Origin of the sequence: Campylobacter sp. 2014D-0258 (assembly GCF_008000495.1) — a bacterium.
In the GTDB taxonomy this organism is placed as follows: Bacteria; Campylobacterota; Campylobacteria; order Campylobacterales; family Campylobacteraceae; genus Campylobacter_D; species Campylobacter_D jejuni.
The window spans coordinates 21820-42001 of sequence record NZ_VOAR01000015.1; the positions used below are offsets into that span (position 1 = coordinate 21820).

Genomic DNA, 20182 nt, shown 5'->3' on the forward strand with positions numbered 1-20182 from the left:
TTTCCTTTAAAAGTCAAATCCGCCTTCGGTTTTACCCTTAGACATACTATTATAGACTGCATCAACATAATTTTTTCTAGTTTGGCAGTTAAAAATTTCATCGCAATTATAACAAGAGTTTAGTTTTTTTGAGTTTTGACATGAGAGTAAAACTTCTTTTTTTTTATCCATATCAAGCTCAAATTCATCTCTAGGTTCATTCATTGTAAGCCTTTAAAAGTTTTGAAATTTCATATTCTGAGCCAAAAAAACAAGGAGTTGTCGCATGGATTTTATCAAATTCAAGTTCAAGTAAGGAATGGTTTTTTCCATTTGTAGTTTTTCCGCCTGCTTTTTCTATGATAAAGGCTAGAGGAAAGACTTCAAAAAAGGCGCGAAGTTTACCATTAGGTGCATCTTGTGTTGCAGGATAACTAAAAATCCCACCCCCTTTTAATAAAATTTGATTGATATCGCTTACCATGGCTCCAGAATATCTTAAGCGATATCCTTCATCAAAAAGACTTTTGATAAATTTAGCGTGTTTTTCTTCCCAAAATTTTTGCGTCCCGCCTGTAGCATTAATCTTGCCTTTTTCATTCATTTTAAGATCTTTTATAAAAATAAATTCATTATTTGCATTTAAGCGATAAAGTTTTGGCTGATCTTTGCAAATCACAAGTTCTAAGCGCGCTCCATACATACTATAAAGTGCAGCTCTTAAATTTTTAGCATTTGCTTTTTCTTCATAGATAGCAAAAATAGAACCTATGGCAAAATTAACATCCATTAAGCTAGAACCATCTAAAGGATCATAAGCTACGATAAAATTTGCCCTCTCGTTAAGCGTTAAAATTTCGTCTTTTTCTTCACTTATGATGGCTTTAATGCTTGAACATTGACTTAGGGTTTTTGTGATGATTTCATCACTTAAAACATCAAATTTGAGTTGGGTATCGCCTGTAAAATTTTGATTTTGACTGTAGCTTGTATCGGGAAATTTTAAAGCGTTAGAAATTTCTAAAACCGCTTTTTGTATATAAGAAATCACTTCTTGCATTTTATAATTCTCCTTGTAAATTTTTAGCATTTTTAAGTATGTATTGGCAAATAGCTTGTATATCGTTTAAATCAAGCCAAGTAAGATAAGGGTGAGAAATTTTTTCATAGCTTGCAATGGCGTTTGAAAAAGTAAAATAGCTTTCATCAATTTCTTTACAAAATACGCTAATGCGTGGTAAATCAAGAGTTTTTAATCCTTCAACCAAACAAATGTCAAAATTGGGTGCTAATTTTAAAGCTTTTAAAATATCTCTATTTTCATGAGAAAAAAAAGTTGTTCTCGTAGGGCTTAAAACCATGACTTCAGCCCCACTTTGAAAAAATTTAAAACTATCTTTACCGTTAAAATCAAATTGAGCTTTATCGGCAGGATCATGTTTAATGATTAAAACTTTTAAATTTTGTTGCAAAAAATTATTAGCTATTTTAGTGATGAGTGTAGTTTTTCCTGAATTTGAAGGCCCGCTAAAAGCCATGATAAGTTGTTTCATAAAATATACTCTTAATTTTTTTGTAAAATTATATCTTTTTAAACCAAAAAATAGGGTTAAAAGGCTACAATAATACTAAAAAATATGGAAAAAGAATGAAAATTTATAGTGTAATTTTAGGTGCTTTTTTGCTTGGAGCTTGTTCTTTAAAAGATCAGGCGATTGTGGATACAAATTTAAAATCTCAAACTTTAATGTTTACTCAAAAATACAAAATCACACAAGATAAGATTAATGCCATTATAACTATGTCTTATTTAAACCCAATTCTAGATAAGACAAGTAAAGATGATGTATTGGCCTTGTCTTTTACTCCAAATACATTAAAAATTCAAAATTTAGAAGTTTTTATCAATAATAAAAAAGCCAATATTGAAAAATTGGATGATGAGTATTTAAAATATATAATACAAAACAACTATACTGATTATTTTAAAGTATCTCTTCCTAGTGTCAAGGAAGAGACTAAGCTTGTAGCTAAGATTTGTTTAGATCATTTGCCTTGTTTTGAATTAAATTTTCAAAAATATCCGAAATCTTTATACTATCGTTCAGAAGATGTCGATACACAATATAATTAGCTAGAACTTTTTTTCCGTAAATTCGGCTTTCTTGATAAGGAACTAGCTCCATAGACAAGAAAGGTTCAAATTTGCCTGTCTTAAACATATCATTTCTTGCAAGCATACGGTTAGTAAATCCTATACCGCCATTATAAGCATAAGCGACAAAAAGTGGAGATTTTAAACGCGATTCAAGGTAATTTAGATGATAGTTTCCAAAGTAATATGCTATTTCAGGTTTAAACATAAAATCTTGATCGAAATTTGGAATTTTTAATTCTTTTTCCCCTATGTGATTGGCTAAAAATGGCATAAATTGCATCATGCCTAAAGCATAAGAAACTGAAATAGCAGTTGGAATAAAACGACTTTCTTGTCTGGCAATAGCCAAAATTAAAGCTTGTCTTGTTTTGTTATAGTCTTTTATATTGTCATAATAAGGCATTATAAAATAATGTTTTTTAAAATTATTTTTGCGTTCTAATATGTAAGCATAAATAGGCAAGGTTTCTTGTGTGTCAAATTCTTTTGCCAAGACATCTAGTTGACTTGCGTTAGCATCGCGAATTTGTTTGTTTATTTTTTGCCAAGCAAAAGGATCTTGCATGTTAAAATTATTTTTTTTCTTGCTTGGATTAAGGCTTTCTATCTTTGGAAAAGGTGTGCTAGTAAGTTCTTTTGCGTAAAGACTATAAATATTTAAAGAAGAACTTTGTGATAAAGTTTTTAAATCTTCTTCATTGTTTTTAATCAACCACATCCAAAATATAGCATTGTCTTTATTGCTTTGCGATTTAAAACTTTGTGCCGCCTTTTTAAAAAAGTCATAAGCAAGCTCTGTTTTATCATAAGTTAAGGCATTGACTCCTAAATAGAAAGCAGAATCTTCACTTACATTTTCAGGATTTATTTCTAGTATAGAATGTCTAAATTTTGGATTTTCTTTTTTAATAATAATATTTTGTGCAAAATCTTTAAAACCAATGTGATTTGGTAGTTTATTGACTAAACTTGTATTTAAATCTAAGTCGTATTTTTTAGAATAATTATAAAGTTTAAAAAAACCATTAATATCTTCTTTTTGTACTATATAGCTCATAGGATCAGAAGTATTAAAAGCTAGCAATAAATTTGTCAAATCAGGTCTTTGATTTTTAAAGGTTTGAGCTAAAGTCGTTCGGTCTTTGGAATTTAAACTCACTATAAAAACTAATGAATTTAAGCGCACACTTTGACAAGTTAAATTTGCATCTAAGATAGTATTTGCTGTATAGGTATAGCATTTAGCATATTTTGGGTTGATATAAGGCTTTAAAGGGATGATTTTTTCAAGTTCGGATTTAATTTTTCCTATATAGCGAAAAATATGAGAATTTAAATCCTGTGCATCTTTTTTACTGATTTTATTTTTTTCTAAAAGCCTATAAATATAATAATCCTTAGCAAGTGAATTTTCTTCCTTTTTGAGTTTTTCTATGCTATATTGTGTAGCATTTAAACTTGAAAAAATAAATAAAAAAACGAGTATTTTTTTTATCACAATATACTCCTTAAGATATTCCCAAGAAAAATGCCAAGAAACTGCAATGCTAAGACTATAATCAAAGGTGCAAGATCAATATTACCAATGCGTGTTGGAATTTTTCTAACTAAGGCGTAAGCAGGATAACTTAATTTATATAAAATTTGCACTATGGGATTATAAGGATCAGGGTTTACCCAGCTTAAAAGTGCTGTGATGATAATAATCCAAGTATAAATGTTAATGACAATTTGTAGTACTTGAAAAATAGAAATAATAAAAAAGTCTATAACCATAATTAAATCCTTGCTAATTCGTGAATAAAATTTTTAATATAAGGATAAAGATCGCTAAGCTCAGGTCCGTGGATATTTCCTGTTAAAATTATCCTTAAAGGCATGAAAAATTTTTTACCTTTTAAGTCGCTTTTGCTTAAAAGTTCATTTTTAAAATCTTCATAGTTTTCAAAAAGTTCAATATCTTTTAAGAGTTCTTTTAAAATTTTACATTCTGTTTCAAACTCGCCAAAATCTTTTGTGCTAAAAATAGCTTGCATTTTTTCTTTAAGTTCTTTTATGGTGCTTGCTTCTTGAGTGTAAAATTTAGCAAGCTGTGCAAGATCTTTGTTTAAATCTAAAATTTTATTAAGCTCATCATCTTTGATCATTTTGATATGTTCACGATTGATTTGTAAGAGTTTTTTAAGATCAAATCTTGCGGGAGCTTTTGAAACTTTAGAAATATCAAACCATTTTATAGCCTCTTCTAAGGTAAAAATTTCACAAGGAGTTTTATTGCCTAGCATGATCAGATAATTTGCGATTGTGCTAGGTAAAATTCCACTTTCAAGTAGCCATTTTACAGAAGAATGTGCTTCTCTTTTACTCATTTTAACACCTTCTTCGTTTAAAATGATAGGCAAGTGTGCATAAGTCATGGCTTTATTATAACCTAAGCTTGCGCGGATATGTTCTTGTTTTGGAGTGTTTGAAACATGATCTTCTCCGCGTATAATACAAGTGACATTTTCAAGCATATCATCAACCGCACAAGCAAAATTATAAGTTGGAGTTTTATCCGTTCTCATAATCACAAAAGAGTCTATGTTTTCAGGCTCAAAACTAAGCTCGCCTTTGATAAAATCAGTAAATTTCATAGTATGAGTAGGTTTTTTAAGACGGATAACAAAGGGTTTTTCACATTCTAAAACATCAATATCGGCTAGTTTTTCACAAGTGCCATCGTAGCGATAAGCTTTACCTTGTTTTTTAGCCAGCTCTTTTTTTGCTTCAAGTTCTTCTTCGGTGCAAAAACAAGCAAAAGCTTTTTTTTCGCTTACAAGTTTTAAAGCCATTTGGCGATGGAATTTTAAATTTTCACTTTGTATATAGTAATGCTGCCATGAAATACCAAAAAGATTTAAAATTTCTTTGATTTCTTCTTCTTTTCCTGCTATATTTCTAGCCTTATCAGTATCTTCAATGCGTAAGATAAAATCCATATTTTTTTGTCTTGCACAGATATAATTAAAAATTGCTGCGCGTAAATTTCCTATGTGCATATCACCTGTGGGAGAAGGTGCAAAACGGTACATCTTATAGCCTTTAAAATTATTTAAAAGCTTATTATAACAGAAAAATTTATACGGATATTTAATTTTACTTGGTTATAATACTTTTATGATATTTTTAATTTTTTCTTTCATTGTGTTATTGATTTTTGGCTTAGCAAATGTTTATATTTATAAAAGATTAATCAAGAAAATTACTCTTTTTAAGTATTTTTATAAAATTTTTTCCTTTATTTTTATTGTGCTTTTTTTAGCTCAAGCTGTGTTTTTAATATTTCGTAGAGATGAATATTTAAGTGATACTTGGTATGAAATTTTAGCCATGTTTTATGCGCCGACTTATTGTTTGTTTTTTATGACTTTAGCTTGGGATTTTGTTAAATTGATTTTAGCTCTTATGGGTAAAAGAGATAAAACATATAATCTTATTTTGCGTTTGATTTTTGAACTTTCTCTTATAGTTTTAAGTGTGTTTTTAATTTATGCAAGTATAAATAATGCTCTAAAAACACCTGAAGTAAAGAGTGTTGATGTTGAAATACCAAATCTTAAACAAGATTTAAAAATTGCCATGCTTACTGATATACATTTGGGTAAAAATTTGCATGAAAATTTTTTAGACAAGCTCATCACTAAAGTGAATTTGCAAAGTCCTGATATGGTTGTAATAGTAGGGGATCTGATTGATACTAATCCTAAAGATTTAAAAAATTACATCTCAAAACTTAATGATTTTAACTCCACTTACGGAACTTTTTATGCTTTGGGAAATCATGAGTATTATCATGGTATCAATGAAGTTTTGGATTTACTTAGAAAACATACTAATATGAAAATTTTAGTCAATCAAAATTTAGATTTGGGTTTTATAAATATTGCTGGACTTGGAGATTTAGCCGGACTTGATAGGGGTTTATATGCTCCTGATTTAGCAAGAATAAAAGTGGATTTAAATACAAGTAAAGCTAGTATTTTACTCACACATCAACCTAAAACAGCTTTGCTTTATGATTTAAGTGATTTTGATCTTGTTTTAAGTGGGCATACACATGGAGGGCAAATTTTCCCTTTTATGTTTTTAGTTAAACTTCAGCAAGGTTTTGTTCATGGGCTTTATGATTTAGGAGAAAAAACTAAGCTTTATGTGAGTAGTGGAGCAGGATTTTGGGGGCCAAGTCTTAGAGTTTTTGCTCCGAGTGAAATAGTGATTTTAAATTTAAAAGGAAAAAAATGAGTTTTTCAAAAGAAAGTTCGAGACTTTTTGGTTTTGTAGCGGGGATTAAATTTCCTAAAATGATACAAAAAGTTATTAATGAAAATTATGTTAAGTATTTTAATATCAATATGAGTGAATTTAAAGCTCCTTGTGAATATGAGAGTTTAAATGCTCTTTTTACAAGAACTTTACAATTTCCAAGAAAATTTGAAGAAGGTTTTATCAGTCCAAGTGATGGTAAAATTTTAGAGTGTGGAAGTACTTTTTTAGCAAATGAAGAACATTTTGCTTTTTCTATAAAAGGACATGCTTATAGCGTTGAGGAGCTTTTAAAAGATAGCTTTGAAAAAGATGAACTTAAAAATGGGCTTGATTATGTCAATATTTATCTTTCTCCAAAAGATTATCATCGTTATCACAGCCCTTGTGATATGCAAATTTTAAGTGCAACTTACACAAGTGGAGTGCTTTATAGCGTAAATGAAAAACATTTAGAACGCATTAGTAATTTATATGTAAAAAATGAAAGAGTGAGCTTGAAATGTCAAAATGAAAAAGGTATTTTTTGGCTTGTTTTTGTAGGAGCGCAAAATGTAGGAAAAATGCGTTTTAATTTTGATGCAAGCATACAAACCAATGCTAAAATTTCTCATAATTTTACTAGAAAATATGAAAATTTAAATTTCAAAAAAGGCGAAGAACTAGGAAATTTTGAGCTAGGTTCTACTATAGTTTTAATCTCTCAAAAAGGACTTTTAACTTTTAATTTAAAAGTAGGGCAGGGTATTAAATTTGGAGAAAAAATAGCGGATTAGTTTTTAGGAGTTTTATTTGCCATTTGATAGATAAAGGCAAAAACTTCAGCTACAGCTTTATACATATTAGGTGGAATTTCATCACCTAAGTCAAGCTTGCTTAAAATTTCTATTAAATCTTCATCTTCTTTAATAGGAACTCCGTGTTCCTTGGCTAAAGAAATAATTTTAGCAGCACTTTCTCCTTTGCCACTTGCAAGCACTTTTGGTGCAGAGTTTTTTTCTTTTTGATAGCCTAGAGCTACAGCTTTTTTAATCGATCTTTTGATTTTGCTCATACTTTTTTATCCATACCCATTTCAAGATCTAAATTTTTCATATTTCTAGTATCAAATTTACTTCTTATGATATCACCTACAAAGAAATTTGCACTTAAAAGTCCTGCTTTATTGATATTTCTTTTAAGCTCATGGGCATTTTCATAGATGGTTTTTCTAAATTCAATATTTTCTGCCATAATATTAATATCTATATATTTTTCATTATTTAAAGAAATAAGAATTTCTAAATCCCCAAGTTTTGCAAATTCGAGTTTAATCTGAGCAAAAAATTTGTCCTTTTTTCCGCGTCTAAACATAATTTTAGAATCATTTAAATCATCCCAAGAAAAAGGCAGATAAGTATTGATAGAATCATTAGCTAAAGACATAAGCTGATTGATTTCAATTTGCGCTAAAAGACGATTAGCTTGATTGTATACAGCTTCATTGCCTTCATTTTTAGCTAAATTTGAAATTTGCAAAAGTGTTGATTTTACATCATGATGTAAAGATTCAGCTATATCTTGTTCTGTTTTTGGTTTAATTTGCGCTAGATCTTTGATAGAAAGATTGAGTTTGTGTTCGAGATTTTTAAGTTCTGCTTGATTAAGCTTGGCATTTTGAGTATAGGGTTCAAGTTCTTTTAAGCTTTCATTAAGTCTACGAGAAAGATTGCTTAAATTTTTACTTAAATCTTGCACTTGTTCTAGATCTAAATTTTCTACATTAAATGCTAAATTTTTTACAATATTTTGTTTTATAAATTCCTGATTTTTAAAAATATTTTGCATAGTTTGGTTATTGTTAGATTGAATATTTTGAGTATTATTTAAATTTTGCGTATTGTTTGTGTTAGGATTTGAAGTGTTGGTATTTGTATTGATTGAAGTTTTGTTTTCTGTTTTTGTTTCATAAAATTTTGGATTTTCTTTGATATTTTCTTTTGATTTTTCTTGTTTTTCATCTTTAATTTTTTCTTGGTTTGGAGTAGAATTTTTTATATCATTGTCTGGCTTATTTTCTGTTTCATTATTTTGAATATCATTTTTTGTATCTTGGGTATCTTCTTCATGGGTTTTTACACCAGAATCTAAATTTTCATCTTCTTTTGATGCTTTTATATGTTTTTCTTCATCTTGGTTTTTTGTATTATGATTAAGTTTTTCTTCCTTGATATTTTCTTTGTTACTTAAAATATTTTCTAAAATATTTTCTTTATCTTGTATTTTAGAAGCTTGATTGCCTAGTATATTTTTTAAAGTATTTTCAAGTTTTTCAAAGGCGGTAGCAGTTTGCTTAAGGATGTTTGGATCTTTTATCATTAAATTTTCTGGCTTATTAAGAGCTTTGAAAAAATCATTTTTGATGGAATTTAATTCTTTTAAAATTTTATTAGCTATAGGGGTGATTTTTTCTTGAGCATGACTGGGATTTTTACTTATATAATTTTTAAAATTTTCCAATTTAGAACTTAAATTTAAAAGTGCTTTAAAAGAACTTTGATTTAAAATTTGCTTATTTTCATTTTTGCTAGAATTAATAATATTTTTTAATTCTTTTAAAGTGTCTTTTGGGCTTAAATTTGTATTTGCAAGCTGGGCTATCTGAACGCTTAGTTTTTCGCTACTAAGACCTTTGATTGTACTTAAAAGAGAGTGAAAACTTTTGGGTAGTAATTCTTCGTTTAGGGCATCTTTTAATTTAGCTTCTAAAAATACGCCTGAATTTTTAAACAAAGGAGCTAAGTTATTGTTTTTTATTTCACTGGCAGGTTTTAAAATTTGATTTAATCTGTCTAAAACTTGTGTAAAAGTATCACTTTTTGCAAGTTCTGTACTTAAGATTTTTAATTCATTAGCAAAATTAGGAGCTAAATTTAAATTTTTTCCTTGTTTAAGCACAGGGGAATCGGGATTTTTTTGAGCATTGATTTGATCTAAAAGTTTATTAACAAGTTCTTTTAATTTGGTACCTGTTTCATTTTGAACAAATTTTGCTAGTATTTCCTCACTACTAGCGTCCTTGCTTAAACCTAAATTTTGCTTTAAAGCTTGTGCAAGTGCTTCTTTTGGATTGTCTTTTAAATTTGTTTTATCTTTTGAAGCAGAGTTATCTACTTTTAAATCATTTTTTTGCGTATTGGCAATTTGACTTGCTAGTTGAGTATTAATCATCAAATATCACCATATTTCCAGGCTTTTTCTTAAATTTTTTATTTAAAATATTTGGTTTATTGATAGCAAAAAGAATTAAAAATGCTAAAGAAACTATATAAAACCATATAAAACCTTTGATTTCAAAATATTGCATTAAAAAACCTAAAATTAAAGGGCCAAACAAAGAGCCTAAAGAATAGCAAAAAAGAACACCACGACCTAACTCTACGCCTTTATTTTTGCTTATTAAAACATCATTTGCTCTAGCAAGTGCTAAAGCATATAAACAAAATATTCCTATACCAAGAGTAATTCCTAAAAAATATTGCATATATAAATGAAGTTTAAAAAAGATAAATATAAGCATAGTGATAAATCCTATACTTGCACAAGTGATAATGGCAAATTTGCGACCAAGTTTGTCTGAAATAGTTCCTATGATGGTTTGTGCAATAAAACCACCTAAAACCCCACAAAATATAAAATAAGAAACCGCTTTTGTATCAAAACCTTGCAAAAGTATAAATAAAGATGCCATAGAAAAAAAGCCATTTATAAGCATTCCAGCTATAAAGCTTGTGACGATAGCTAAAGGAGCTATATCAAAAATTTTAGGTATAGAAATAGGACTTGATGCGGGTAAAACAGGTTCTTTGATTTTAATTAGATTTAAAGGTAAAGATGAAAGTAAAATTAAAGTTGCACTGAGAATAAATACACTATGTTTGCTCAAATTTAACGCTATGATTAAAACTCCAATACCAAACGCAAGATAAAAAACAATTTCATAAAAACCTAAAATTCTAGATCGAATGGCATTTTTGCTTTTTTCATTAAGCCATGATTCTATGACCATTAAAAGTCCATAGTAGCAAATTCCTATGAAAAATCTTAAAATAGCCCAAAAAATAAGATTTTCGCTTACTGTATGAAGCATAGCTGAAATTCCAAAAATAGCACCAAATAGCCCAAAAGAGCGTATATGACCTATACGAGAAATAATTTTATGAGCACTGATAGTTCCAACAAGAGCACCTACAAAAAAACAAGAACTTACTACTCCAACAGCTAAAGAACTTTCTCCGTTTTCTTTTAATATAACACCTATAGAGCTTACTATCAAGGCATTACCTGCAAATAAAAATGCCATACCAGCAAAAAGTGCCGTCATTGATTTAATAATTTTTTTTGGACTCATACTTTTTTATATATAAAATAAAAATAAACACACAAACTAGCAAGGATGAAATTCCACAAATATAAGCAAAGATATCTAATTTATCTTGGCGATGTAAAAATAAAAATCCAGCAACCAATATTACATAAGCCATCAATTTAAAGAGAGTAAAAAACATAGCAAAAAAATGGATTTTCTCTTTAACATTTGGCTTTAAATCGTCTTTTAGAACTTTAAAATGAATAATTTTTGATAAATTTTGTTTTTTTTTGATAAAAAGTGATGAAATGAAATTAAAATCTTTTTCATAATTTTTTGATTTTTTTATAATGACTTTTTTATAATTTAAATAAGAAGCAAAAATAATCAATAAAACACTAAAAAAAGCTATTTCATAGCTTAAAAATGTATCTAATTTAAAATGATTTAACGATGAAAATATGATCCAAAAAAATAAATGAATAATGGCAAAAATACAAAATAGAGCTTTTTTATGTTCCATTATTTGTTCTTTTCTTTTTGAATTTTTTCTTTGATCAACTCATCTCTTTCTTTAAATTCTTCATAGCTTTTTACTTGAACTTTATAAGCTTTGCAAACATTAAGTATAGCAGCACTGATCCCCCAAAAAACTCCAAGCCAAAAAAGCCAAGGATAAGGAGTAAATTTTTTAAGCAAATATCCTATTCCCACACCTATAAATACAGCAACAACCATAGAGATGCCAAGACTTAAACCATCCGCAGCTTCAAGAGTTTTGCGAATGATTTTTTGTCTTTTGCTGTTGGAATTTTCTAAGTGATTTTTTTCTTCTTTTAAAATATTGCTCATATTCTTTTAAAGCTTTCCCTAACAGCCTCTAGTGTTGTATCTATAATTTTATCATCCATTTTTGAACATATAAAGCCTGTTTCAAATTGAGAAGGTGCTAAATAAATTCCATTTTCAAGCATATTTTTGTGAAATTTTGAAAATAATGCTAGATCAGATTTTAATGCATCTTGGTAGTTTGATACAGGATCTTTGGTGAAAAAGTATCCAAACATAGAACCTACATGACAAGCTTGCAGCGGAAGTCCTTTTTCATCTGCTAATTTTTTCATTCCCTGGGTAAGTTTTTTTGCTAATTTTCCAAGTTTGTCATAAAGCTTGGTTTTCTTTTTGGCTTTTGTAAGACTTGCTATACCTGCAGCCATTGCCAAAGGATTTCCACTTAAAGTTCCTGCTTGATAAACTCCACCCAAAGGACTTAAAATATCCATAATTTCAGCTCTAGAAGCAAATGCTGCTGCAGGTAGACCGCCTCCTATTACCTTACCAAAAGTAATTATATCTGCTTGGATATGATTGATTCCATAGGAACCAAGGTAAGATGCTCTATATCCACTCATTACTTCATCAAAAATCAGCAGAGTTTGATTGTTTTTACAGATCTTAGCAAGTTCTTCTAAAAAATCTTGTTTAGCTGGAACTAACCCCATATTTCCAGCAATAGGCTCAATGATAACACATGCAATATCTTTATTTTTTTCAAAAAGCTCTTTAACGCTGTTTATATCATTATATTTTGCTACTAAAGTGTGTTTAGCTATATCTTTTAAAACACCCAAAGAACTAGGAGAGTTAAAAGTAGCAGCACCACTTCCTGCGCTCACTAATAATGAATCAGAATGTCCGTGATAACATCCTTCAAATTTTAAAATTTTATCTTTTTTAGTGAAGCCACGGGCAAGACGAATAGCACTCATAGTTGCTTCTGTTCCACTGCTTACAAAGCGGATTTTTTCTAAATGAGGAAAATCAGATAAAATAAGCTTAGCAAGTTCAGTTTCTAATAAAGTTGGAGCTCCAAAACTTGAACCTTTGTGAAGTGCTTTTTGGCAAGCTTTTTGTATATCTTTATCGCAATGTCCAAAAAGTAAAGGCCCCCAGCTTTGAACATAGTCTATATAAGAATTTCCATCTATATCGAAAATATAAGCACCTTTTCCATGGGAAATAAATTTTGGCTCACTTTGAACATTTGCAAAAGCACGAACTGGGGAATTTACACCACCTGCGATGAATTTACACGCTTCTTTAAAAGCTTTTTTGTTTGTCATTTTTCTTCCTTGCTAAATTGCTTGATGTAATTATATAAAGTTACAATTTCATCATTTGTTAAAGAGTAATTTGGCATGATTGATTTTGCGTCTTTACTCTGATTAAGAGAATTTTTAAAATTCTCAAAACTAAGATTTTGTATACTTGGAACTTTATAAGCTATTTTAATACCATTTTTCATATAATATCCTAAAATTTGTTCGCTTCCATCTGCTCCATGACATTCTTTACAACTAATGCCCCTTGGATTTTCATAAAGCATTTTAGAGTATTCTTTAAGAGTGATAAAATCAGCACCAAAAAGACTGATACTAAATAAAAAAAACATTAAAACAATTTTCAAAGTTTCACCTTGTTAATGAAGTTTTAATATGATACAATTTTTACTTTAAAAAAGTGATTAAATTTACAGAAGGAAAATAATGACTTTGCTTGATGGTAAAGCTTTAAGTGCAAAAATCAAAGAAGAATTAAAAGAAAAAAATCAATTTTTGAAAAGTAAAGGGATTGAAAGTTGTTTAGCTGTTATTTTGGTTGGAGATAATCCTGCAAGTCAAACTTATGTAAAATCTAAAGCCAAAGCCTGTGAAGAATGTGGAATTAAATCTTTAGTTTATCATCTTAATGAAAATACTACACAAAATGAACTTTTGGCATTGATTAATACCTTGAATCACGATGATAGTGTTCATGGAATTTTGGTTCAGCTTCCTTTACCTGATCATATTTGTAAAGATTTAATACTTGAAAGCATTATAAGTAGTAAAGATGTTGATGGCTTTCATCCTATTAATGTAGGATATTTAAATTTGGGCTTAGAAAGTGGGTTTTTGCCTTGTACTCCACTTGGAGTTATGAAGCTTTTAAAGGCTTATAAAATTGATTTAGAAGGAAAAGACGCTGTTATTATAGGTGCTTCAAATATAGTAGGTCGTCCTATGGCTACTATGCTTTTAAATGCTGGAGCTACAGTAAGCGTTTGTCATATTAAAACCAAAGATTTGAGCCTTTATACTAGGCAAGCTGATTTGATTATAGTAGCAGCAGGTTATGTGAATTTACTTCGATCGGATATGGTAAAAGAAGGAGTAATTGTTGTTGATGTTGGAATTAATCGTCTTGAAAGTGGAAAGATAGTTGGAGATGTGGATTTTGAAGAGGTATCTAAAAAATCTAGTTATATAACTCCTGTTCCAGGTGGAGTAGGTCCTATGACTATAGCTATGCTTTTAGAAAACACAGTTAAATCTGCTAAAAATAGACTTAATTAAGGAAAATCTATGGAAATTTTAAAGAAATTATATAAATTTTCACAATCTTGGACTGGAACTGTAGTTATTGTTCTTTTGGTGATTTTTTTCTTTATACAAGCTTTTGTTATTCCTTCTGGTTCTATGAAAAACACCTTATTAGTGGGGGATTTTTTATTTGTTAAAAAATTTAGCTATGGTATCCCAACTCCTCATATTCCTTGGTTGGAAATTCCTGTTTTGCCAGATTTTAATAAAGATGGACATTTGATAAAAGCACAAGGGCCACAAAGAGGAGATATAGTTGTTTTTAGAAATCCTAGAAATGAAAAAGAACACTTTGTAAAGCGTTGTGTAGGTACAGGAGGAGATAGGATAGTTTATGCAAATAAAACACTTTATGTAAGAATGCATGAAGGCGATGCTTTTATGAGAGAACATTATCCGAATGATCTTGTTACTCTTGGAGGGCAAATTTATGTAAAAGAACCTTATAAACAAAAAGGTATTCATTATGATCCAAAAAAAGATATAGAAAGTGATATTTTACGCTTTCTTAGTATAGGTGATTTTGCTATGTCTCCAACTTATATTAAAGAACTTGGAAATCATATAGGTTTTAGCGGCGGAAATGCTTATGTTTTTGATGTACCTGAAAATGAGTATTTCATGATGGGCGATAATCGTGATTATTCTTATGATAGTCGTTTTTGGGGTTCTGTTCCCTATAGATTGATAGTAGGTAAACCTTGGTTTGTATATTTCTCTTGGGATAAAGATAAAAATGTTCGCTGGGAAAGGATAGGGCGTTTTGTTGATACCTTAGAAAATGATGAGCAATATATCCATGATCATGATGATGAGGATAAATTAAGCTAATGTTTGTGAAAAACACAAACATTATATTTTTAAAAGCGTGACTTCATCACCTTTTTTTAATTCACTTGTATTTTCTTCACTTATAAGTAAAAACTCACTTTTAACAAGTGGAAGTATCATACCAGAGCCAAATTTATTTTCATTAAATGGTGTAAAAATATCTTTTTCTAAATTTCCTAAGATGAGATTATTTCTTCCACTTTTAAGCTTTAAATCCATACCCATTGTGGCATGAAATTTTAAAGCATTTTCTAAATTTCCGCTTAATAAAGCAACAATTTTTTTAGCAAAAATAAAACAAGAAAGATAAGCTGCCATAGGATTTCCTGGTAAAATCAATACGAAATTTTCACCTTTTCTATAAAGCTTAGTAGGTCTTGCAGGGCGTGCTTTTAGTCCTTTAAAAAGCGGAGTAAAGCCTAATTCATCTAAAGCTTTTTCCATAAAATCAGCCTCGCCAACACTTGCACCTCCTGAAGTGATTAAAAGATCAAAATTTGTATTTTCTAAAGCCTCTTTAGTGCTTTTAAAATCATCTTTGATAATACCTAAATAAGAAGCATTTTGAAACATGGTTAGCAAAGGTAAAGCATTGGCATTATAAATACTTTCTTCATCGCATTCTTGCCAAGGTTCTTTAAGCTCATTTCCGCTTGAAAAAATTCCTATGCGAATTTTTCTTATGACTTCTATTTTATAAAGCCCTTGAGAAGCAAGTAGGGCGATATGTTTATCATTAAGTTTAGTGCCTTTTTGAAGCAAAAGTTCGCCTTTTTTTAATTCTTCGCCTTTGTAGCGATAGGCATTGTATTGTTTAGGGGCTTTTTTAATGATGAGTTTATTTTCTTCTATATACTCATCTTCTAGCATTAAGATAGTATCAGCATTTTTGGGCATTTTAGCCCCTGTCATAATTTTATAGCATTCATTTTTAGCAATTGTATAAAAATTTTTATCTCCTGTGAAAATAGTCCCTTTAATCTCCAAAGCCTCATTGATATCAGTATAATTAAAAGCATAGCCATCAAGAGCAGCATTGTCAAAACTAGGTAGATTTTTTCTAGCGTATAAATCTTTAGCTAAAATTCTATCTTTTGCTTTTTCAAGGTTAATAAGCTCACTTTCATCTAAATATGAAATTTGATCCTCTAAGTCTTTTAAGGTTTCAAAGATATTTTTCATTCTTCAAGCCTTGCGATTTTCACACCTAAACTTTTAAATTTTTCTTCCAAATTTTCATAACCCCTATCAAGATGATAAATTCTATGTACTTTGCTTGTACCTTTAGCTGCAAGAGCTGCTAGGATAAGTGCTGAAGAAGCACGCAAATCTGTAGCCATAACATCAGCAGCATTAAGTTCTTTTCCGCCTACTATAGTAGCAATATGACCATTTAGCTTAATATCTGCACCCATTCTTAAAAGTTCACTTACATGCATAAAACGATTTTCAAATAGTCTTTCATCGATAATGCTAGTTCCATTAGCCTTTAAAGCTAGCGCCATAAACTGTGCTTGCATATCGGTTGGAAAGCCTGGATATTCGCTTGTCATGATTTCTATGGGTTTAATTTCTTTAGCAGGAAGTAGAGTGATACTATTTTCTGTATTCAAAGTTTCAAAACCCATTTGATGAAGTTTTGCTAAAACTGCGTTTAAATGTGAAGCATTAACTTTATCTAAAGTGATTTTAGAATTTGTAATGGCTCCAGCACAAAGATAAGTTCCTGCTTCAATTCTATCAGGTATAACACTAAATTCTTTAAATTCTAAAAGTTCTCCATCAGTGCCATAAATTTCAAGCTCATCTGTACCTATGCCTTTGATTTCAAGTCCTGCGTCTTTTAAAACTTCGCAAAGTTGAACAACTTCGGGTTCTTTTGCAACATTTAAGAGTTTGGTTTTGCCCTTAGCTAAAGCCGCTGCCATGATGATGTTTTCACTACCTGTAACCGTGATTTTATCAAAAAGAATTTCATTGCCTTTTAAATTTCCGCTAGCTACAACATAGCCTTGCTTGATTTGTATATTTGCCCCCATTTTTTCTAAGGCTAAAAGATGTAAATCAATAGGCCTTTGTCCTATAGCACATCCTCCAGGCAAAGATACTTCACAATGCCCAAAACGAGCAAGTAAAGGCCCTAGGGTAAGTATGGAAGCACGCATTTTGCGTACAATGTCATATTTGGCTATGGTTTGATTAAGGATGTTTGTGTTTAATAAAGCACTATTATTTTGAAAATTGACTTTAGCTCCTAAATTTTCTAGCAAAGATATAAGAGTTTTTATATCAGCAACATTAGGAACATTGTTGATTTTTACTTCGTTTTTAGCAAGTATGCTTGAAACGATCAAGGGTAGGGCGGCATTTTTTGCCCCGCTTATTGCAACATTTCCGCTTAAATGATTTGTGCCTTCGATTTCTAGATAAGTCATAAAACAGCCTTGATTTTAAATTTTTTAGAATATTATACACTTTTTAAGCTTTGCAAAAGTTTATTGATCTCGATTTTATAATTCTTAGATATATGTTTTGATAATATTTTGTTTAGGACGCAAAGCCATAATGGCTTTGCTAGGAGAATTCTACTTTATAGGATTAGAATTGGTATTTAAGTCCGATGTTTCCACTTAAATAAGTTTCGCTTTCGTCATTTACTTTACCACTTAAAAGATGTTTAACACCTGCTGAGAAAGTAAATGCCCATTGATTTTTTATATTAACATCTCCACCAACTATAAATGAGCCATAAGTTTTTTTCTTATCACTTCCATTGATAGTAAATGAAGTAGGGCTTCCTAAAAATCTAGCTGTGTAATCATCTCCTGAAGTGATTATATATTGCTCGATTTTTGGTGTAGCATAAATATAGCTTTCTTTTGATAGATATTTTCTAAATTCAGCACCTGCTTCTATACTAGTGTCAAAACTAGATTGTGATTGAACATGTTGAGCGTATGCACCATTTTCATTGTAATCAGGTGTAAAAGAATAATAAAGATTAAGCCCTGCTAAAGGTTTAATATAAAAATCATTTCCCATATCAAATACATAACCATAAGTTCCACTAGCACCTAAGAATTTTCTAGTAAAATCAGATGAATTGACCGTTCCAGCTATAAATCTATCTTGATCAGTCCAGCCAAATTGTGCATAGCCTTTAAAGTCAAATTCGCTATTTCCATAAAGTGTTCTTGAGTATAAACCAAGTTGCAAATTATCACTTTCTTGATTTACCATGCTAGTTTTAATTTTTGAATCAGCATAAGTTAAATAAGCACCAAGAATAGTATCTTCACCTACTAAGCGATCATAACCCACGCTTACACCATATAAAGCACCGCTTTTACTATCGATGATATTGGCACCACCGATTACATTTGCCCATACATTATTATCATAGCTTCTTGCTCCATAAGCGTATTGAGAATCGCTAGCGATTCCATTTCCTGCTGCAAATTTTAAGCCTTCTAAAGAAGCTACATTTACAGTTGAATAAGGATTGCTAAATTTAGCTAAACGATTTGATATAGCCATATCGTTTGACATATTGATAGCACCAATAGGAGCATTTAGAGCTGAATTTCCTGCATTTGATTGCGCTGCTCTTTCTACATCGTTGATTACTTTACCATTAGCAAAGATATAATCAGCTGTTCCAGCTAATTTACCACCTACATTAGATTCAGCTAAAGAAGCAAAAATTTGTCCTTTTTGTCCTGCTCTGATGTCGAATTTGGCATTATTGATTTTATCATTTAGATTGGCTGTTTTGTTTTTAATGTCTTCGATAAGTGCATTGTATTCTGCTAAACGGTTGTTAAGTTCGCTTAGAGTTTTTTTATCGTCTTCAAGTTTTTTTACAGCTGCATCATAAGCTTTTTGAGCTGTTTTAATTGCTTCTTGTTCACCTTTTTTATTGGCTTCATCAAGTTGAGTTTTAGCGGTATCAACAGCTTTTTGAGATGTTTCAATAGTACCATCTTTTCTATTGTATTCAGTTATTTGATCATTAACTGCTTTTTTATTTGTTGCAAAAGTTCCAGTTTCAGATCCTTTTTCATTTTTGTAAAGAGCTTCTAAAGCTGTTTTTTGCTTTGTAAATTCTGCTTTGATAGCTGTGTTTAATGCATCAAAATCAACTCTATTGCCTCTGGTGGTAGCAAGATTTCCATTTACATAAAGACTATTGCCTTTTTGAACAAGTTCTGTTGCATAAAGACTGCTTAGATCGGTTGTTGGTGCAATTTGATCAAAATTAGTTATAGTGCCTACTCCACCTGCGTAATCTTGATTCATAAGATTAGAAGAAATATTTACTAATGGATTGTGAAAAACTAAAGCTCCTTTGTTACCACTGCTAACATCTGTAAAGCTTTTATCTGAACTTGCTGCATTTTCAAAACCCTTAGTAGCACTCATGATATAAAAACCATTGCTAGTTACACGACTTAAATCCAATGCTTCAGCTTCAAATGTTGTTTTTTGAGCACTTACTTTTCCATTAACATTAAAATTAGCTTGTCCAAAGTTTGTAACACTACTATCAGTAAGTTTTAAATCTCCATTGATGGTTAAAGAGCCATTAAAGCTTTGATTAAAGAAAGTTCCATTACCTACTTGTATATGTCCTTTGTTTAATTCTACGCCATTTTTAGCATTGATAGTGCTTGCGCCATTAGTGGCAATAATATTTGCATCACCTATAGCATCTCCTGTAAATTTTAAGCTGTCTGCCGTAAGATCAAAACTATAGCCATTACCCAAAGATGCTTCTTGACTAGTAGCTCCTTTAAATTCTAATCCACCACTTTGATCTTTTCCTGCTTTTATAGTAAGATGTTTGATTCTATTTTCATCATTTGTAAGTTTAGTTTTGCCAAGTTCTGTTTTAACAACATCACCTGTGCTAAATTCATAGGTGTAATGACTCTTATTGTCTTTATTTTGCGTTAGCTTAGTATCGTTATTGATATCTTGCGCATAAAGCCCCCCCCCCGTGGGCAACTATAAAACTTGCTGCGATTGCAGAAAGCATGATTGATTTATGATGTCTCATAAATAAACTCCTTTGTAAAATTTAAATTTGCAATCGTATAATATCATATTATTAAAAGAAAAACAAGGTTTATTCATATA

Annotated in this window: 21 protein-coding genes; 5 read left to right on the plus strand and 16 right to left on the minus strand. The window is 30.1% G+C overall.

Translation table 11 applies throughout. The features are described 5' to 3' along the window. Positions 1–6: 6 nt before the first annotated feature. The 3 genes from SR62_RS02135 to mobB are packed head-to-tail and all read right to left on the minus strand — an operon-like array spanning position 7 to position 1532. Positions 7–204 (minus strand): hypothetical protein, encoded by a 198-nt coding sequence (locus tag SR62_RS02135; protein ID WP_100609427.1) that lies wholly within the window; start codon positions 202–204, stop codon positions 7–9. After that, positions 197–1039 (minus strand): class 1 fructose-bisphosphatase, encoded by an 843-nt coding sequence (locus SR62_RS02140; RefSeq protein WP_002871826.1) that lies wholly within the window; start codon positions 1037–1039, stop codon positions 197–199. Before SR62_RS02140 ends, SR62_RS02135 begins: the two co-directional genes overlap by 8 nt. Position 1040: 1 nt before the next feature. Beyond that, positions 1041–1532, minus strand: a complete 492-nt coding sequence (mobB, locus tag SR62_RS02145; protein ID WP_002873510.1) for a molybdopterin-guanine dinucleotide biosynthesis protein B — start codon at positions 1530–1532, stop codon at positions 1041–1043. Positions 1533–1627: 95 nt separating this feature from the next. Here mobB and SR62_RS02150 point away from each other — a divergent pair, with 95 nt between their 5' ends. Then, the gene (locus SR62_RS02150) at positions 1628–2113 is read left to right on the plus strand and encodes a hypothetical protein (protein ID WP_020246976.1); all 486 of its coding nucleotides are present in this window, start codon (positions 1628–1630) and stop codon (positions 2111–2113) included. On the opposite strand, the gene SR62_RS02155 is transcribed toward SR62_RS02150, so the two are convergent. The 3 genes from SR62_RS02155 to gltX are packed head-to-tail and all read right to left on the minus strand — an operon-like array spanning position 2010 to position 5211. Continuing rightward, positions 2010–3635 carry a lytic transglycosylase domain-containing protein gene (locus SR62_RS02155; protein WP_079461865.1) on the minus strand — a complete coding sequence of 542 codons (1626 nt, stop codon included), beginning with the start codon at positions 3633–3635 and terminating at the stop codon, positions 2010–2012. The genes SR62_RS02150 and SR62_RS02155 overlap by 104 nt on opposite strands. Further along, the gene (locus tag SR62_RS02160; protein ID WP_070290439.1) at positions 3632–3913 is read right to left on the minus strand and encodes a YggT family protein; all 282 of its coding nucleotides are present in this window, start codon (positions 3911–3913) and stop codon (positions 3632–3634) included. Before SR62_RS02160 ends, SR62_RS02155 begins: the two co-directional genes overlap by 4 nt. Positions 3914–3915: 2 nt before the next feature. Continuing rightward, positions 3916–5211 (minus strand): glutamate--tRNA ligase, encoded by a 1296-nt coding sequence (gene gltX, locus SR62_RS02165; protein WP_052795077.1) that lies wholly within the window; start codon positions 5209–5211, stop codon positions 3916–3918. 85 nt (positions 5212–5296) lie between these two features. Between gltX and SR62_RS02170 the strand changes: the two genes are divergently transcribed. Then, positions 5297–6421, plus strand: coding sequence for a metallophosphoesterase (locus SR62_RS02170; RefSeq protein ID WP_147502244.1), 1125 nt, complete (start codon positions 5297–5299; stop codon positions 6419–6421). Next, positions 6418–7218 (plus strand): phosphatidylserine decarboxylase, encoded by an 801-nt coding sequence (locus SR62_RS02175; RefSeq protein WP_002873516.1) that lies wholly within the window; start codon positions 6418–6420, stop codon positions 7216–7218. The genes SR62_RS02170 and SR62_RS02175 overlap by 4 nt, the downstream gene beginning before the upstream one ends. Here SR62_RS02175 and SR62_RS02180 read toward each other — a convergent pair. The 7 genes from SR62_RS02180 to SR62_RS02210 are packed head-to-tail and all read right to left on the minus strand — an operon-like array spanning position 7215 to position 13257. Next, positions 7215–7496: a FlhB-like flagellar biosynthesis protein gene (locus SR62_RS02180; protein WP_002852641.1), complete on the minus strand. Its 282-nt coding sequence runs from the start codon at positions 7494–7496 to the stop codon at positions 7215–7217. The genes SR62_RS02175 and SR62_RS02180 overlap by 4 nt on opposite strands. After that, a complete protein-coding gene (locus SR62_RS02185) occupies positions 7493–9652 on the minus strand; it encodes a flagellar hook-length control protein FliK (protein WP_147502245.1) in 2160 nt (719 codons plus the stop codon). Before SR62_RS02185 ends, SR62_RS02180 begins: the two co-directional genes overlap by 4 nt. Beyond that, positions 9645–10832, minus strand: coding sequence for an MFS transporter (locus SR62_RS02190; RefSeq protein WP_070290445.1), 1188 nt, complete (start codon positions 10830–10832; stop codon positions 9645–9647). Before SR62_RS02190 ends, SR62_RS02185 begins: the two co-directional genes overlap by 8 nt. Beyond that, positions 10810–11313 carry a membrane protein gene (locus SR62_RS02195; RefSeq protein ID WP_002860510.1) on the minus strand — a complete coding sequence of 168 codons (504 nt, stop codon included), beginning with the start codon at positions 11311–11313 and terminating at the stop codon, positions 10810–10812. Before SR62_RS02195 ends, SR62_RS02190 begins: the two co-directional genes overlap by 23 nt. Continuing rightward, a complete protein-coding gene (locus SR62_RS02200) occupies positions 11313–11642 on the minus strand; it encodes an AtpZ/AtpI family protein (protein ID WP_002899571.1) in 330 nt (109 codons plus the stop codon). The genes SR62_RS02195 and SR62_RS02200 overlap by 1 nt, the downstream gene beginning before the upstream one ends. Beyond that, positions 11639–12913, minus strand: a complete 1275-nt coding sequence (hemL, locus tag SR62_RS02205) for a glutamate-1-semialdehyde 2,1-aminomutase (protein WP_147502246.1) — start codon at positions 12911–12913, stop codon at positions 11639–11641. Before hemL ends, SR62_RS02200 begins: the two co-directional genes overlap by 4 nt. After that, positions 12910–13257, minus strand: coding sequence for a c-type cytochrome (locus SR62_RS02210; protein WP_002892545.1), 348 nt, complete (start codon positions 13255–13257; stop codon positions 12910–12912). The genes hemL and SR62_RS02210 overlap by 4 nt, the downstream gene beginning before the upstream one ends. 79 nt (positions 13258–13336) lie before the next feature. On the opposite strand from SR62_RS02210, the gene folD reads away from it, so the two are divergent. Then, entirely contained in the window at positions 13337–14185 is an 849-nt protein-coding gene (gene folD / locus SR62_RS02215; protein WP_002892547.1) for a bifunctional methylenetetrahydrofolate dehydrogenase/methenyltetrahydrofolate cyclohydrolase FolD, read from the plus strand. A gap of 9 nt (positions 14186–14194) precedes the next feature. Further along, the gene (lepB, locus tag SR62_RS02220; protein WP_002892548.1) at positions 14195–15043 is read left to right on the plus strand and encodes a signal peptidase I; all 849 of its coding nucleotides are present in this window, start codon (positions 14195–14197) and stop codon (positions 15041–15043) included. A gap of 21 nt (positions 15044–15064) precedes the next feature. On the opposite strand, the gene SR62_RS02225 is transcribed toward lepB, so the two are convergent. The 3 genes from SR62_RS02225 to SR62_RS02235 form a co-directional block, all read right to left on the minus strand. Continuing rightward, the gene (locus tag SR62_RS02225; RefSeq protein WP_002892549.1) at positions 15065–16225 is read right to left on the minus strand and encodes a molybdopterin molybdotransferase MoeA; all 1161 of its coding nucleotides are present in this window, start codon (positions 16223–16225) and stop codon (positions 15065–15067) included. Further along, positions 16222–17478, minus strand: a complete 1257-nt coding sequence (gene murA, locus SR62_RS02230) for a UDP-N-acetylglucosamine 1-carboxyvinyltransferase (protein WP_002892550.1) — start codon at positions 17476–17478, stop codon at positions 16222–16224. The genes SR62_RS02225 and murA overlap by 4 nt, the downstream gene beginning before the upstream one ends. Before the next feature lie 163 nt (positions 17479–17641). Beyond that, positions 17642–20050: an autotransporter domain-containing protein gene (locus SR62_RS02235; protein ID WP_002892551.1), complete on the minus strand. Its 2409-nt coding sequence runs from the start codon at positions 20048–20050 to the stop codon at positions 17642–17644. Positions 20051–20182: the final 132 nt, after the last annotated feature.